Origin of the sequence: Mariprofundus sp. KV (genome assembly GCF_013387475.1) — a bacterium.
Classification (GTDB): Bacteria; Pseudomonadota; Zetaproteobacteria; order Mariprofundales; family Mariprofundaceae; genus Mariprofundus.
Map to the genome: position 1 here is coordinate 229,472 of NZ_VWNB01000001.1, position 15,871 is coordinate 245,342.

18 protein-coding genes and 1 tRNA gene are annotated in these 15,871 nt (G+C 52.6%); 6 read left to right on the top strand and 13 right to left on the bottom strand.

Going from position 1 to position 15,871, the window contains the following annotated elements; all coding sequences use genetic code 11:
- Positions 1-71 precede the first annotated feature (71 nt).
- Positions 72-866, top strand: coding sequence for a hypothetical protein (locus tag F3F93_RS01275; protein ID WP_176957340.1), 795 nt, complete (start codon positions 72-74; stop codon positions 864-866).
- Between the two features lie 52 nt (positions 867-918).
- Positions 919-1,263, top strand: a complete 345-nt coding sequence (locus tag F3F93_RS01280; protein WP_176957341.1) for a hypothetical protein — start codon at positions 919-921, stop codon at positions 1,261-1,263.
- Here the strand turns inward: F3F93_RS01280 and bioB are convergent.
- From bioB to F3F93_RS01340, 12 genes are all read right to left on the bottom strand, one after another.
- Positions 1,260-2,246: a biotin synthase BioB gene (bioB, locus tag F3F93_RS01285; protein WP_176957342.1), complete on the bottom strand. Its 987-nt coding sequence runs from the start codon at positions 2,244-2,246 to the stop codon at positions 1,260-1,262. The two genes, F3F93_RS01280 and bioB, sit on opposite strands and share 4 nt — an antisense overlap.
- Before the next feature lie 164 nt (positions 2,247-2,410).
- On the bottom strand, positions 2,411-4,099 hold the full coding sequence (gene ptsP / locus F3F93_RS01290; RefSeq protein ID WP_176957343.1) for a phosphoenolpyruvate--protein phosphotransferase: 1,689 nt from the start codon (positions 4,097-4,099) through the stop codon (positions 2,411-2,413).
- Between the two features lie 17 nt (positions 4,100-4,116).
- Positions 4,117-4,386: an HPr family phosphocarrier protein gene (locus F3F93_RS01295; protein ID WP_176957344.1), complete on the bottom strand. Its 270-nt coding sequence runs from the start codon at positions 4,384-4,386 to the stop codon at positions 4,117-4,119.
- 3 nt (positions 4,387-4,389) lie between these two features.
- On the bottom strand, positions 4,390-4,797 hold the full coding sequence (locus F3F93_RS01300; RefSeq protein ID WP_176957345.1) for a PTS sugar transporter subunit IIA: 408 nt from the start codon (positions 4,795-4,797) through the stop codon (positions 4,390-4,392).
- Positions 4,794-5,675, bottom strand: a complete 882-nt coding sequence (gene rapZ, locus F3F93_RS01305; protein WP_176957346.1) for an RNase adapter RapZ — start codon at positions 5,673-5,675, stop codon at positions 4,794-4,796. Before rapZ ends, F3F93_RS01300 begins: the two co-directional genes overlap by 4 nt.
- Positions 5,676-6,620: an HPr(Ser) kinase/phosphatase gene (gene hprK, locus F3F93_RS01310; RefSeq protein ID WP_176957347.1), complete on the bottom strand. Its 945-nt coding sequence runs from the start codon at positions 6,618-6,620 to the stop codon at positions 5,676-5,678.
- Positions 6,620-7,060: a PTS sugar transporter subunit IIA gene (locus tag F3F93_RS01315; RefSeq protein WP_176957348.1), complete on the bottom strand. Its 441-nt coding sequence runs from the start codon at positions 7,058-7,060 to the stop codon at positions 6,620-6,622. Before F3F93_RS01315 ends, hprK begins: the two co-directional genes overlap by 1 nt.
- A gap of 17 nt (positions 7,061-7,077) precedes the next feature.
- Positions 7,078-7,635 (bottom strand): ribosome-associated translation inhibitor RaiA, encoded by a 558-nt coding sequence (gene raiA, locus F3F93_RS01320; RefSeq protein WP_176957349.1) that lies wholly within the window; start codon positions 7,633-7,635, stop codon positions 7,078-7,080.
- 143 nt (positions 7,636-7,778) lie between these two features.
- Complete coding sequence (gene rpoN / locus F3F93_RS01325; RefSeq protein WP_176957350.1) at positions 7,779-9,173, bottom strand: RNA polymerase factor sigma-54; 1,395 nt, start codon at positions 9,171-9,173, stop codon at positions 7,779-7,781.
- A gap of 185 nt (positions 9,174-9,358) precedes the next feature.
- On the bottom strand, positions 9,359-9,685 hold the full coding sequence (grxD, locus tag F3F93_RS01330) for a Grx4 family monothiol glutaredoxin (protein WP_176957351.1): 327 nt from the start codon (positions 9,683-9,685) through the stop codon (positions 9,359-9,361).
- Positions 9,686-9,687: 2 nt separating this feature from the next.
- Entirely contained in the window at positions 9,688-9,921 is a 234-nt protein-coding gene (locus tag F3F93_RS01335) for a BolA family protein (protein WP_176957352.1), read from the bottom strand.
- Positions 9,922-9,955: 34 nt separating this feature from the next.
- Positions 9,956-10,032, bottom strand: a tRNA-Ile gene (locus F3F93_RS01340).
- A 143-nt stretch (positions 10,033-10,175) separates the two neighbouring features.
- On the opposite strand from F3F93_RS01340, the gene F3F93_RS01345 reads away from it, so the two are divergent.
- A complete protein-coding gene (locus F3F93_RS01345; protein ID WP_176957353.1) occupies positions 10,176-11,504 on the top strand; it encodes a DEAD/DEAH box helicase in 1,329 nt (442 codons plus the stop codon).
- A 24-nt stretch (positions 11,505-11,528) separates the two neighbouring features.
- Here the strand turns inward: F3F93_RS01345 and F3F93_RS01350 are convergent, their stop codons facing one another.
- Positions 11,529-11,867, bottom strand: a complete 339-nt coding sequence (locus F3F93_RS01350; protein WP_176957354.1) for a hypothetical protein — start codon at positions 11,865-11,867, stop codon at positions 11,529-11,531.
- Positions 11,868-11,992: 125 nt separating this feature from the next.
- Here F3F93_RS01350 and F3F93_RS01355 point away from each other — a divergent pair, with 125 nt between their 5' ends.
- The 3 genes from F3F93_RS01355 to glyS all read left to right on the top strand — a co-directional run bounded on the left by F3F93_RS01355 (position 11,993) and on the right by glyS (position 15,857).
- Complete coding sequence (locus F3F93_RS01355) at positions 11,993-12,817, top strand: hypothetical protein (RefSeq protein WP_176957355.1); 825 nt, start codon at positions 11,993-11,995, stop codon at positions 12,815-12,817.
- 74 nt (positions 12,818-12,891) lie between these two features.
- Positions 12,892-13,752, top strand: a complete 861-nt coding sequence (locus F3F93_RS01360) for a glycine--tRNA ligase subunit alpha (RefSeq protein WP_176957356.1) — start codon at positions 12,892-12,894, stop codon at positions 13,750-13,752.
- On the top strand, positions 13,749-15,857 hold the full coding sequence (gene glyS, locus F3F93_RS01365) for a glycine--tRNA ligase subunit beta (protein WP_176957357.1): 2,109 nt from the start codon (positions 13,749-13,751) through the stop codon (positions 15,855-15,857). The genes F3F93_RS01360 and glyS overlap by 4 nt, the downstream gene beginning before the upstream one ends.
- Positions 15,858-15,871 lie beyond the last annotated feature (14 nt).

A 15,871-nucleotide genomic window follows, 5' to 3' on the forward strand; every position in this document is an offset into this window, starting at 1 on the left:
ATTAGTCTATAATATGCAATATTATAGAAAAGGTATGCTATTTGAGAGTTCAAATAGTTTAGGGGAAGAGCGTGAACCAAATTAAAAAACTTTCTATTGCCACCAGCCTAATCGTATTACTAATTTCTACCTCATCTTGCACTACCGCCTCAAATCGAAAACCTCTTGAAATAATGCCATATACGGAAAAGTTAAAATCAACCGATATCACAAACATTAAATTAGTATTTACCGAAGTTGTTTCTGGAAAGCCATTCAATGAAACTGTATGGGATAATAAAGTCGGAGCATTCTGGGACGTAAAAGAATCAAACCAAATTGGTTATACCCAAGACTATTCAAAATTTATCCCTGTTGCAGTAGCCGGAGGGCTTGTTGGTGGAGTAGTAGGAGGAACAATCGCTGCAAGTTCAGCCGGAAAGGATGGGTTAATTGATACAAGAATAGTCATTCCATTTGGGAAAATTATTTCGACAACTTTTGAATCAGCACTAAAAACCAACTCTATCAGTCATTCATCATGTTATGTTTCAACTTGCACTTCAGAAGCATCTTCCCAAGATGTATTATCTATTCATATTGACGAATTATATCTTTGGGAAGAACCACTAAATCATATTAACCTTGTCATTAAAGGAAAAAGCACTTATTCCTCCAAAGGTGAAATTGTGACCCAATACTCCTTTGAAAAGTCGATGCTTGCTCAAAGGCTTGCTAAGGTAACAAGTACATCAACGGCCCTTATCAAAGAGATGAACAGGCTTTCTAATGTACTAGCTCAAGAAATCTCCACCATGATAATTATCAATTCATTAAATGGTGGAGATCAAATCAGCAGAATTAACACCAATAATACAAATAATTGAATCTAATGCTGTCAGACTCCATTGCTTTTCAATTTCAGTTGAAGAATAAACCATGACCCAGTTTTCTCAGGCTGTGGTGGCATGGGGGAATCCTGATTTCAAGGCTGCGGTAAAGTGTGATATTGAGCAACTGTCGGTTAACGAATTGCCTTTACAGCAGGGACTGAGGAACGGAAGCGTTGCGTTGGATGACGATATTCAGGCGATGATTCTCAATGTGCAGGAATCGGACACATCCATCCGGGTGAAGGCGGGGATATTTTACAAATCGATCATTGCCGGATGCAGTTGTGCCGACGATCCGACACCTGTTGATGAGGTGGATGAACACTGTGAAGTGCAGATCAATATCAACAAGGCCTCGGGTGAGGCCACAATCACTCTGTTACAGGATTAAGCGTTGGCCATGCGGCGGGACGATGGGGTTGGTTTCTCCATCGGGCGCAGGCCGAGTTTCTCAAACAGCTTCTGGTCGTTACTCGCTTCCTGATTGCCGGTGGTAAGCAGCTTCTCACCATAAAAAATAGAGTTAGCGCCAGCCAGGAAGCAGAGCGCCTGCATCTCTTCACTCATCTCTTCACGACCTGCAGATAAACGCACATGGGAGCCCGGCATGGTGATGCGGGAGACGGCGATGGTGCGGATGAATTCGAAGTTATCCAGCGTGCCTGCAAACTGTTCATCTTCAGCAACGGGCGTGCCCTCAACCTTCACCAGCATATTGATCGGCACAGACTCAGGATGCGGATTCATGCGTGCCAACTGAGCCACAAGACCGGCGCGATGACGGCGTGACTCGCCCATGCCGACAATGCCGCCACAGCAGATACTCATGCCTTCAGCACGTACATTCTTCAGGGTATCGAGCCGCTCATCATAGGTACGGGTTGAAATGACCTCTTTATAGTATTCAGGATCGGAATCGAGGTTGTGGTTGTAGTAATCCAGGCCTGCACCTTTGAGTTTATGCGCCTGATCGGGGGTGAGCATGCCGAGTGTGGCACACGCCTCCATATCCATCTCCTTGATCTCGGAGATCATGTCGCAGACCAGATCAAAAGCGCGACCTTTTGGTTCACGCCATGCCGCACCAATACAGAAACGTGATGCGCCCTTCTCTTTGGCCGCTTTGGCCGCTTCAATCACCTGCGCCTTTTTCATCAGCAGTTCGGATTCAACATCGGTGTTGTAACGCGAGCTTTGCGGACAGTATTTACAATCTTCCGGGCAGCCGCCGGTTTTAATGGAGAGCAGGGTAGAGAGCTGAACCTCATTGGCATCGAAGTTGCCACGGTGCACCTGCTGTGCCAGGAACATCAGGTCATTGAACGGCAGCTCAAACAACTCTTGAATCTCATCAACTGTCCAATCAAAACGCATACTTCTCTCCTAATGGGCTGTTAACGCTATAAGGGTCAGATGAGACCCGGTTAACCTCTGGGTGGCGAAGCGTAAACGGCTGGAGTCATTTGGGCAAAAGTTGAATTGATCACTAGCACTGTTTGCTTAAACCCTGCTAGTGCAGATGCTCACAACTGGTGGGACTAAAGCGTTGGATTGTATTTTAGCTGGCTAAGCTGGCGGCGAATCAAAAGCAGCTTGTTCAGGCTCATCGACAGCGCATCCATATCCAGATTAAGCAGCGTTTCAGTCCACTCCGGTTTGGCAGAGAGCTCACCGCAAACCGAGATCGGAATACCCTCTTTTTTGGCTGCTTCTGCAGCAAGTTTAATCAATCTCAGTATCGCAGGATGGCCGGATTGATAGAGCCCGGCCACCTCATCATCAGTGCGATCCGTGGCCAGTGTGTACTGCATAAGATCGTTGGTGCCGATGGAGAAGAAATCACTCACTTTGGCCAGATCATCGGCAATCAGTGCGCTGGCAGGCACCTCAATCATCGTGCCGATAGAGACCGGCTTGGTCAGCCCCAACTCCTCGCGGCACTGCAGGGCAATCTCACGTACCCTGTTCACCTCATCGCAGTTGGTGACCATCGGAATAAGGATATGAACCTCACCCTCTTCAGCGGCACGCAGCATCGCCCGCAACTGCGTACGCAGAATATCGGGCCAGCGCAGCAGCAGGCGTACGCCTCTGAGCCCCATGGCAGGATTGGCGCCGCCTTCGATATTGGAGGTCAGACGGTGGTAGTGCCACGGCTTGTCGCCACCGACATCGAGCAGACGCATGGTCACAGGTTTACCGGCCATGCGACGAACAAGAGAGACATACTGCTCAAACTGCTGCGCTTCATCGGGTATCTCAGGGGCATTGAGGAAGAGGAACTCACTGCGATAGAGGCCGATGCCGTCAATGCCGACCTGCTCGGCAACATCGAGCTCTTCGGGGAACTCAATGTTGGCCATCAGTTTAAGCGGATGCCCATCCAGACTCTGTGAAACTGCTGCGGCGTAGACCTCCAGCTCCACCTGAGCCTGCCAGAATGAGTCAATGGTGGCGGCATAAGCCGCCGCCTCTTCAGGCGTGGGATTGTGGATCCATATTCCTTGTTCAGCATCAAGGATTAGTTGGTCACCATCTTCGATCTCTCTGAGGATACCAACCGCACCCACCAGCGCCGGCAGACCGATGCCTCGGGCGACAATAATATTGTGCGCATCCACGCCGCCCTGCTCAATCACCACACCTGCGACACCGCGCCGCCACATCATCACCATATCGGAAACAGAGAAATCTTCGCCGATATAGATAATGGCGTTACTGATATTTTTCGCCTCTTCAAGACTGGCATGCATATTGGCGGGCTGGTCGCCCAGAAGGTGGCGCAGAATCCTTTTGCCTGCATGTTCAACATCATCCTTGCGGTTGCGCAGATACTCATCTTCGATCTGCTCAAAGGTCTGCTGAATCGCATCCATCTCCTTGCGCAGTGCCCACTCGGCATTGATCTGACTCTCAACAATGCGGTTACTGGCTCGATTCAGAAGCTCGGGATCGGCAATCAGCATACGATGCACATCGAGCATAATCACCATATCGTTGGTGCCGGTTTTCAACAGGTGACTGCGTTCAAAATCGACCTCGGAGCGTGCCGCATCAATTGCAGCCAGCAGGCGCGTAACCTCTGAGCGAACCTCTGAGGGTTCAATCGAGCGCTCCGGAATCGGCTGCCTGCCATGGCGAAGTTTCTGTGCGTGGCCGATAACAATGCCGGAGCTTGATGCTGTCGCCTTGCCTTCGCGGCGAAGCTTCTGCTGCACAGATGGCATCTCGGTAACCGGCACCCCTATTCACCCTCTCCGAAACGGTCATTGACCAGCGCTTCGATAGCATCCAGCGCAGCATCCGCATCCCGCCCTTCAGCGCGCAACAGCAGCTCGGTGCCTCTGCAGGCGGCCAACATCATAATGCCCATAATACTCTTGCAGTTCACATCGATCTCATCTTTCACCAGCGTCACTTCGCACTCAAATCGGCTTGCCTCAGTAGCCAGCTTGGCTGATGCACGCGCATGCAATCCCAGCTTGTTTTGAATTCTGATCAGCCGCTCAGCCATGCTCTAACTCCTCACCCTGGTTGTATGCGGAGCGATACGCATATACATCCTGCCCGCCTCCACAACCTGCTCTGCAAAAGCAGCAAGGTCGTTTGCCGAGCTGCGCAGCGTTGCCGCTTTAACCAGCAGCGGCAGATTAAATCCGGAGACCACCTCAACATGCCCCTTGGCAAGGGTTCCCATTGCCACATTGCACGGGGTGCCACCAAACATATCAGCCAGCACCAGCACGCCATCACCAATATCACAGGCGCGAATGCGTGCTTCCAGAGCCTTGGAGAGCTGCTCCGGCGGTTGTCCTGTCACCACATCAATGGCATCAATCAGCGGCTGCTCACCGACAACATACTCCAGCGCCTTTAGCATCTCTGATGCTATGCAGGCATGGCCGATTAATACGATTCCGATCATGACTCTTCTCCCTCTTCACCGGCATGCCTGCGCTCGACAATAGCCAGCTCGCGGTGCTGGATCACCGGCAGTGCCATCGCTTCGCCCTTTAACCAGTCCGCCAGACGCTCTGCCATATACACGGAGCGGTGGCGGCCGCCACTGCAGCCAAAGGCAATAGTAAAATACTGTTTTCTCTCTTTCTGAATCATCGGCCAGGAAAATTCCAGCCACTGCCGAACCCTCTCGAATGCTTCTCCCACCTCATCACGACCCTCAAGAAAGGCGATCACCTCAGCATCACGTCCGGTCTGCTGGGCCAGCTCCGGAAGATAGTGGGGGTTGGGCAGAAAGCGCATATCAAAAACCATATCAGCCATGGCCGGCAATCCGTGTTTGTAGCTGAAAGAGATCACCGTACAGTTCATGCGGTGCCGTTTCGAGCCCGGCTTAAGCCAGAACTGTTCAGCCTGTTCAGAGAGTTCGTAAGGGGTCAGATGACTGCTATCAAGAATCAGGTCAGCGATACTTCTGATCGGCAACAGGCTCTCACGCTCCTGCCTGATCGAATCCATCAAATCGACACCCGCCGGATAGGGGTGCCTGCGTTTAACGGTTGAGAAGCGGCGCTGCAGCACCTCATCCTCAGCCTCAACAAACAGCAGCTGCCACTCATCCTCAGCCAGATTCTCTTCAATCGTTGTGCGGATCGCCTGGGCGGTAAAACCACTGCGTGCATCCAGGCATACGGCGGCAGGACGCTTACGTGCCTGCATAATCATCGACCAGTCTCGCAGCATCTCAAGCGGCAGATTATCGGTGCAGAAAAATCCGGCATCCTCCAGCGCATGCAACACAGTGCTTTTACCTGCTCCGGAGAGCCCGCTGATCAGAAGCATTTAGCCACCTTTCTGAATACGTTCCTGAAGAGACTGCACAAAAGCTTCGCCGCTGTAGATGCCGCGCTGTTTAAGCAGCTGATTACGTGTCGCCACCTCAATCAGGATGGCCAGCGAACGGCCGGTACGAATCGGAATCGGAACGCGGGCAATCGGCACCTCAAGGATTTTGATCTCACTCTCTTCACCCAATACGCGATCTTCTGCAGCCACCTGATCCCACGGCACCATCTCCACCACCAGACTAAGCCGTTTGGCATCGGTGATTGCTGCTGCACCATAGAGGTCTCGAATATTGAGGATACCCAGACCACGGATCTCCATATGGTATCGCAGGGTGTCAGGGCTGCGCCCAACCAGGGCGGTAGGGCTTTTTCGTGAAAACTCGACCATATCATCGGCAATCAGTCGATTGCCTCGACAGATCAACTCAAGCCCGACCTCACTTTTGCCGATACCGCTGGAGCCGGTGATCAGCACACCAAGTCCGAAGATATCCATATAGACGCCATGCTGATAGACCACCGGAGCCAGCCGATGGGAGAGGTAGAGCATCATATTGGTCATAAAGGTTGAACTGGGGAATTCAGACAACAACAGCGGCGTATCGGTACGTCTGGCCGCTTCAAGAATGATCGCAGGGGGCTGCTGATTGCGCGTAATCACTACGCCGGCAAGGCGCAGATCAAATACCGCATCGACAACGCGCCTCTGCTCTTCAGGTGAGCGGGTAGCCAGATAACTCAGCTCGGTTTTTCCAATCACCTGCAGACGATAATCACTTAAATTTTCAATAAATCCGGCAAATGCCAGTGATGGTTTCTGCATACGCGGGTGGTCGATATAGCGATCAAGACCGGCTTCACCGGCCACCAGTTGCATTTTTGCAGCATCACCCTGTGCGGCCAGCAGCTCACGAATCGTGATCCGGCGGGCCTGAATCATCAGGCCAGCCTTACACGATCAGCAAACAGTGCTGCAATTGCTTCACTGCTCTCAGCCTGCATGACTTGATGCCTGATGCTCTCCTGCTGCAGTGTTCTGGCCAGCTGCGCCAACAGTTCAAGATGCTGGCGATCATCCGAATCGGGAACCAGCAACATCACAGCGATATAGACCGGCTTTCCATCAATGGAGTCGAAATCGACCCCCTCAGGATGCCTTGCCAGCGCCAGAATCGGCATCGGAAGGTCAGGCATACGCCCATGCGGAATGGCAACACCATGGCCGATGCCGGTACTGCCAAGATGCTCGCGGGCCATGACGACCTCCATCACCCGATCCGGGTCGATGGAGGCCAACAGGTTAGCCATCTCGGTAATCAGTCCCCGCTTACTTGCTGCGGCTGAGTCGAGTAGCACATGCTCGGGCGTTAACAGATCCACGCTCAGAAGCTCCTTAATTAAGCGACTTCAGGTTCGATCCAGCTCAGAGCACCGTCAGGACGACGGTAAACCGCATTCAACTGCTCGGTCTGACCATTGGTGAAGAAAATCAGGTCACGACTGCCCAGTTCAAGCTGCATCACTGCCTCATCGACACTCATCGGTTTGGCATCAATCTGCTCATGACGCAGGGTTTCCGGCTGGTGATCTTCAGTCAGCTCATCCTTGTCGACGGCCATATCAAGAACCTTATGGGAGACCTTGATTTCGCGACCCGCCGCATCACCGCGATGGCGGCGAAGTTTTGCACGATAACGTTTGAGCTGACGATTCAGCTTATCAACAACGCCGTCAATCGATGCATACATATCCTCCGTCTCGTGACTGCCGTGGATATTAATGCCACTGGCCTGCATGCTGACTTCACAACGCTGGCGAAACTTCTCTACCGACAATACAACATGAACATCTACGACATGGTCGAAAGAGTGTTTCAGGTGCTGCAGTTTGTCGTCCACATACGCCTTAAGCGGTTCCGTGAGTTCTACATGACGTCCGGTAATGGATACTTGCATGGTTGTTACCTCCACATTGGATTGAATATAGCAGAAAACCCTTCCATGGATTCTCTACTTTTGGAAGCGCGCCTGCTGCCTCGCTCCCGGTTGCTTGATGAACTGCTCTTCAGATCATCGGTCGGCCGTTATTTTAAAAGGCCTTAACGTGTTTTAGCGACACGTCTGCGCTGACTGCTCGGAGGCAGCCCTAACTGTTCCCTGTACTTGGCCACAGTGCGACGGGCAATTTCGATCCCCTCGGCCTGCAGACGATCCGCAATCGCCTGATCCGAGATCGGCCTTCCCAACGGCTCTGAATCGATCAGCGCTTTCACACGCTGCTGCACACGATAGACAGAGATAGTACCACCGCCACGTGTCGGCAGACCAGCAGAGAAAAAACGCCGCAGTTCGATCATGCCTATCGGTGTATCTGCAAACTTTCCATTGGTAACACGTGAAATGGTCGATTCATGCAGGCCAACCTCTTCAGCCACATCCTGCAGTGTCAACGGCTTCAGACCCAGCACGCCATACTCCAGAAAAGCACGCTGACGCTGAGCCAGACAGAGCGCGACCTTCATCAGCGTCTCACTGCGCTGATCCAGTGCATGCAGAAGCCACTTGGCCTCCTTCATCGCCTGACTCATAAAATCTTTATCTTTGCCGGTCCACTCATGGTCCTGCCACTGCTCATTGAGACGAATGCCGCGCCAGCCTGATGCCGGCACCTCCACCTCAATCTCATTGCCGCTGGTGCGACGGAAGATAATTTCAGGACGGATATAATAGTTGTTATCACCGTGCATGCCGTGGCCGGGGAACGGATCAAGGCGGCGCATACGGGCGCGTGCCTGAGCGATCATCTCCTCACTGCACTCCGCTTTTTTGGCCAGGTCGGCATCGGAGCCAAACAGCTCCATCGGAAAATGGAGCAGCAGCCGCTGCACCCAGAGATCAACCTCAGATTCGCCATCTAGCTGCATCAGCAGGCACTCGGTAAGATCCCTTGCCCCCAGTCCGGCTGGCTCAAGTTGCTGAATCACCTGCGTCAGCACATTTTCAACCATCTCACCATCAACATCCATCTGCTCAGCCATCTCAGCAGCGAATTCATTCGGATCGTTGCGGAAATAGCCATCATCATCAAGGGAGTCGATCATGGCGTGGGCCAGTTCGCGCTCGATATCACTCATCGGCTGTCGATCCACCTGCTCATGCAGTGAATCACCGAGATTCTGTTCACCCTGCCAGAGCTGCTCACGGTCAGGCATGCTGTCACGACTGGAGGAGGAGTAGAGCGTCTCCCAACGGTTGTCACCCTGCTCTTTCCACTGCTCGCGCTCATCCATCTCAATAGCACGCTGCTCCTGAGCACCGGATTCCGGAGGAGTGAATGAACCCTGATCCATATCCAGCATCGGATTGCACTCGATCGACTCCTCGAGATAGTTCTCCAGCTCCATCGAGTTCATCGCCAGGACCTTAAGGCTCTGAGTCAGTTGCGGCGTCAGAGCCAGACGCTGACCGAGTTTATGGGATAGCTTGGTTTCCATCAGTTAAAAAATGCCCGCTTCTATCATTTGCTTGCCGTTCAGGTTGTAGGGTTGCTGCTGCGGAGAAGCTCCGCTTGTAGGGTCGTGTTGGAAATAGAAATAGAGTGCCATCAACATCCTTGTTATAACTCAAATCGCACAAAACCACAAGCCAAAACAGGTGACCGGAAGCTTGTTCGAAGAGCTTACGCTTCTTTTTTCAGCGGCGCCAGCAGTTCAGCCAGCTCTCCATTCTCCTGCATTTCAGAGACAATATCACAGCCACCAATGAATTCACCCTTGATGTAAAGCTGCGGAATGGTTGGCCAATCAGAGTAATCCTTGATGCCCTGACGGATCTCTTCGCTGAGCAACACGTTGACTGCAGCAAAGGGGACACCATAACTGGATACGATGCTACCCACGCGCTGGGAGAAACCACACTGAGGAAAGTCCGGAGTGCCCTTCATGAACAGAACGATATCATTTCCTTTAATCACCTGATCAATCTGCTCTAATACGGTTTCGCTCATGTTTACTCCTTGGGAACTGAGGTTTTCAACGCCAGAGCGTGAATCGCCTCTCTCATATGATCACCCAGCGCCGCATAAACCATCTTATGCTGGGCGATGCGTGATTTACCTGCAAAGGCCGCAGAGACAACCTCCATCTCGAAGTGATCGTCGCCGGAATAGAGGCGCACATCCACGACTGCATCGGGAAGACCCTGGCGAACCATCACTGCAATCTCTTCGGGTGTCGGTGTCATAAACGTCCTGTCTTTTATATTTATTCTCTGGAAATGGTGGGCTCACCAGGACTCGAACCTGGAACCAACCGGTTATGAGCCGGTAGCGCTAACCAATTGCGCCATGAGCCCGTCGTTTCCACGGCAGGCGTGGCAGACTAGGGGCAACAATCCAGGACTGCAATCCCAAGCCGCATGTGGAATTGTCCATCATGAAGCACCGATCGCATCAACATTTGTGGCAAGGTAATCGCCGAGCGCGTACAGTTGCCGCCATGAAACAGACCATTGTCATCAAACCGACCCTTTTTACCGAACTCAACCTCCCTGAAACGCTGCTTCAAGGCATTCAGGATCTTGGTTTTACGGAGATGACAGATGTTCAGCAGATCGCCCTGCCGATGACACTGCAGGGCAAGGATGTCGCAGGACAGGGACGCACCGGCACAGGTAAAACAGCCACCTTCCTGATCACCGCCATCAACCGACTACTCACCACCGAGCCAAAACAGGGGCGTAACAAACAGCACCCGCGCGTACTGATTATCGCCCCAACGCGAGAGTTGGCCGTGCAGATCTCCGATGATGCTGCCAAGCTGGCAAAACATACAGGCCTGAAGCTGCACACCGTCTACGGCGGTGTCGATTATGAGAAGCAGCGCCTTGGTTTTGATAACGGTGTCGATATCCTGATCGGCACGCCGGGTCGCCTGATCGATTATCTGAAGAAACGGGTCTACTCACTCTCCAAAGCCGACATGCTGATTATCGACGAGGCTGACCGCATGTTTGACCTCGGCTTTATTAATGATCTGCGCTTCATGCTGCATCGCCTGCCCAAGTATGATCAGCGCCAGTCCCTGATGTTCTCAGCCACCCTCTCGCACCGCGTACTGGAGCTGGCCTATGAGCACATGAATGAGCCAGAGAAGCTGCGTGCTGAAGAGGGCGACCTGACCGCCTCCGGCATTACCGAATCGATGTACCACACCAGCATGGAAGATAAATTTCCGCTGCTGGTGCATCTGCTGCGCGAATCTGATGTCAAACGCGGCATGATCTTTATCAATGAGAAACGTACCGGTGAAAAGGTAGCCCGCAATCTGGCCCGTTACGGCTTCTCTGTCGGCATACTCTCTGGCGATGTGCGTCAGCAGAAACGCACACGCATTCTCGAAGATTTCACCAAGGGCAAGCTGCAGCTACTGGTCGCCACCGATGTGGCCAGTCGCGGCCTGCATATCGACGGCGTATCACATGTATTCAATTATGATCTTCCTGAAGATGCTGAGAACTATGTGCACCGCATTGGCCGTACCGCCCGTGCCGGTGCCAAAGGCACAGCCATCTCCTTCTCATGTGAGAGGTTCTGCTTTGGCCTGCCCGATATCGAGACCTACATCAGCCGCCAGGTGCCACTTTGCCATATCGAGCATGAGATGCTGCAGATCGGCAAGCCGACCAATCCTGAAGCTACCGCTGAAGGTTTGAAAAAAGAGGATAAGGCCGAGCAGCATGATCGCCCGAAATCCGGAGGCAGACCCGGTGGCAGACAGGGCGGCAACCGCAACAGCCGTGGCGGCGGTGGGCGTTCGCGCCGCTAACCCCGGCTATTCAGCTGGCATCTGTTAGCGCGTAACCTTGCCGCCACATTTGGCACAAACCTCTACCGTGGTAAGAATCTTCTTATTGGCCAGCATCTTTCCGCATGACTCGCAGAAATAGAAACCTTTAAGGTTGCTGTAGACAATAATTGCCACCGCCACCAGCAGTATGGCGTAACCCTTGGGCGGAAAATTGAGCACATACGCCAGCGCCAGCAGCACGCCTGCCAGAGAGAAGATAATCATCGGCCAGAGCTTCTTCTTCAGTTGAATATCGATATTGATGGCAAACACAGCCAGCCGGGCTGCCACAAACAACACCCAGAAAAAGACACCAAAGAAAACCAGATCACTTGTACTCAAAGCAGCACCCCAAATTCACGAATATCGCACACACTAATCCAAGCCACCTCATGGTGAAACCACAGGAATCGCCGCTTTGTTTTGTTGACCCTTTTATTTTATGGCTGCTACCTTAGATTGCTGCAATGGCGATTGAGGAGCATAACAGACCTGAAGGTGAGGGGGCTCACGCAAAACAGACCGATGACAAACAGGCCGAGAATCACCCCCTTCTGCATGGGCATCACTACGACATTCACAGTAATGAGGAGAGTGAGGCTGTCCATCGCCTCAGAGCGCGACATCAGCAGCTCAAACATGGGCATGAATCTCACGATGAGCGTGCAGCAGAAAGTCGGCTCGACAACAAACAGAGGCAGATAAAACCGAGACCCCATAAAAAAGGCAAACGTCGCGCTATCTTCTGGGGCCAGATTGCCATTGCGCTGTTTATCTTTATCACTGCAGGGCTAACCATCCGCGCCATTGAGATGGCCACCATCAAAAGTGGCAGCCCCACCTGGATCGATGAGTTGAAACAGGGCAATATCAATCTGGCTACGGAGAAATTTTCAATCACGGCCTCCGCTGCTGTTGCGCAGGTATTCAGCTCCGACCTCTCCATCGAAACACTCATGAAAGATTTCAACGACGCCCTGCCACACCTGAAAAAGGCGGGTTATATTCTCATTGAGATGGAGGTAGAGCTCGGCATCCCGCCAAAACTTATCCCCCACTTCTATCACGATGGTGATATCAAACTGGATATGGAGAAGACACTTCAAGCTCTTGGCGACAACAGTATCGGCAAAGCACTGATTATTGCCCTCTCCCAGGCCGGTGAACTGCAAAAACAGATTGAGGTCGCCGACATGAAATTCGACTACATTGAGGTGGAGCTAGGGCCAATCCCCGGGCTTAAGCTGCAGTACAAAAACTATTACGCCGTGAAAAAGAAAATTTTCAGATAACGCCACAAAACAGCCTTCTGGCAAGCGGCAGCAAGCGAAGCTAGGCTTGCCGCCAATTTATCAGGGAGCTCAGCGTGTTAACTTTTCAGGATTTGATTCTCACCTTACAGCAGTTTTGGGCCAGACAAGGCTGCGTGGTTCAACAACCATACGACTCATCGATGGGCGCGGGCACCTTTCACCCCGCCACTTTCCTGCGTGTGCTCGACGATAACGACTGGAACACAGCTTATGTGCAGCCGTGCCGTCGCCCTACCGATGGCCGCTATGGTGAAAACCCCAACCGACTGCAGCACTACTACCAGTTTCAGGTCATTTTAAAACCTGCGCCGGAGAATATTCTCGATCTCTATCTGCAGTCGCTCAATGAGATCGGCATCGATACTGAAGTGCATGATATCCGTTTTGTCGAAGATGACTGGGAAAGCCCGACTCTCGGTGCCTGGGGACTCGGCTGGGAAGTCTGGCTCAACGGCATGGAGGTGACGCAGTTCACCTATTTCCAGCAGGTGGGCAGTGTTGAATTGACCAAAACACCGGGTGAAATCACCTACGGCCTTGAGCGCATGGCGATGTACCTGCAGGGCGTGGACAACATCTATGATCTGGTCTGGGTGGAGACCCCTGATGGCAAGAAGGTCACCTATGGTGAGGTATTCCACCGCAACGAAGTGGAGTTCTCTGCCTACAACTTCGATGAAGCCGATACCGATCAGTTGCACAAACAATTCGATCATGCCGAAGGCGAATGCAAACGCCTGACTGAAAAGGGATTGGTTCTGCCAGCCTATGAGGAAGTGATGAAAGCATCGCATGCGTTTAACCTGCTTGATGCGCGAGGTGCAATCTCCGTCGCTGAGCGCCAGCGCTTTATCGGACGCGTACGAGGCCTCGCCAGAACCGTGGCCCGTGCCTATGCGGAGGTGGACGCATGAAGACACAACCACTTCTGATTGAAATCGGCATTGAAGAGATCCCGGCTGGACTGGCTGAAAAGCTGCAGAACAATCTGGTAACGGCCGTTGACAGACTACTCAAGGCTAACGGCATTGAACTCAATAGTGATAGCTGGACACACGCCTGCACACCGCGCCGTATCCTTGTGCATAGCAACGACTGCCCGGCCAAACAGCCTGATCGTGATGAAACCATCTGGGGCCCACCTGAGAAGGTAGCCTTTGATGCTGATGGCAAACCAACGCGTGCAGCTGAAGGTTTCGCTAAAAAATCTGGCCTCTCAATTGATGACTTTTCGCTCGAAGATAAAGGCGATGGCAAAGCACGTTACATGCAAGCGGTTGTTCACAAGGCTGGCCGTGATGTGACCGACATCCTCGGAGAAGCGCTACCTGATATCTTGCGCAAACTGCCAAGCCCGAAACAGATGAAATGGAACGATGGCGAAACGCGTGACGATGCCTTCATCCGCCCTGTGCGCTGGATTGTAGCGCGCCTTGGTGATGCGGTGATTCCCTTCTCCTATGCCGGCGTAAGCAGTGGCATCGAGAGCCGTGGCCATCGTATCTCCGGCTCGGTTGGTGAACTGGATCTCAATGATCCGATCACATGGCTGGCTGAGCAGAAAGTGATGGCCAAGCGTGAAGATCGCATCAACCATATCAACAACGCCATGCAGACCCTTTGTCAGACTGAAGGGCTGAAAGTGGTGGCTGATGATGAACTGGTAGAAGAGGTGGCTGACCTGACCGAGTGGCCAGTGCCGCTGCTGGCAGAGTTTGGCAGTGATTATCTGCGCCTGCCTGAAGAGGCGATCCGCATTACACTCAAAGCACATCAGCGCTGTTTTGTTACCCACGATAGTGCAGGCAACATCTCTAATAAATTTATTGCTGTTGCCAATATTGAATCAAAAGATGTCAGCAAGGTAGCTGAAGGCAATGCCCGCGTGGTTAATGCCCGACTGGCTGATGCAGCATTCTATTTTGATCGCGATCCATCTGAAACACTCGATGCCCGTGTTGAGAAACTTAACAGTGTCACCTTCCAGGAGGGACTTGGCATGGTTGGCGATCAGGTGCGCCGCATGCGCTCATTTGTACTCGACAGTGCCAAAGCTATTGGTGCAGATGCTGATGCCGCACAGCGTGCCGCCTATCTCTGTAAATCTGACCTCACCACAGGTCTGGTCTATGAATTCCCTGAACTGCAAGGTTATATGGGTGGCGTCTATGCCCGCATGAATGGCGAGCCCGAGGTTGTAGCTCAGGCCATTGCTGAGCACTACCAGCCAGCAGGAGCCGAGGATGATCTGCCGGATTCTCCGGAAGCGCGTGCGATCGCCATTGCTGAGCGCATCGACAAGCTACTCGGCTACTTCCATCTCGGTCGTATCCCGACTGCCAGTGCCGATCCGTTCGGCCTGCGCCGCGCTGCCATCGGCCTGATCAGACTGCTTGCCGATACCACACAGCCGGTTGAGATGACACTGGATCAGGTGATCAACGAAGCCGCCAAACAGTGGAATCAGCAGCGTGTCACCATTGCCATTCAGGATGAGACCAAACAGCAGGTGCGCGCCTTTATTATTGAACGCCTGCTGGGGCAGAGTGATGCACTCGGCTTCTCCAAAACATCGATGGATGCAGCGGTAAACTCATCGGAAACACGTCCGCTCTACCGCGAAGCGTTGATTGCCCGTCACCTGATGGGGTTTGAAAGCTCGGAAGAGGGGCAGGCCATTGCCGCTGCCAACAAGCGTATTGCCAATATCCTCAAAAAAGCGAAATCCGTTCCTTCCGTCGTTGAAACAGCACTCTTCTCTGAAGCTGCGGAACAGGCTCTCTTTGATGCGCTGCTAGAAGCTGAAGCAGGTTTCAGTGGCGCAGTAAGCAGTGGCCCGTTTGAAGCGAGTATCTCTCCGGCACTGGCTGAGCTGGCCAAACTGCGAGGCCCGGTAGATCAGTTCTTCGATGATGTGATGGTGATGGCAGAGGATGAGAAGGTGCGCGGCAACCGTCTGGCACTGCTCTCCCGCTTGAGAACACTGTTCCTCAATCTGGCGGATATCTCTCGCCTCTGATGACAATCCTTGAA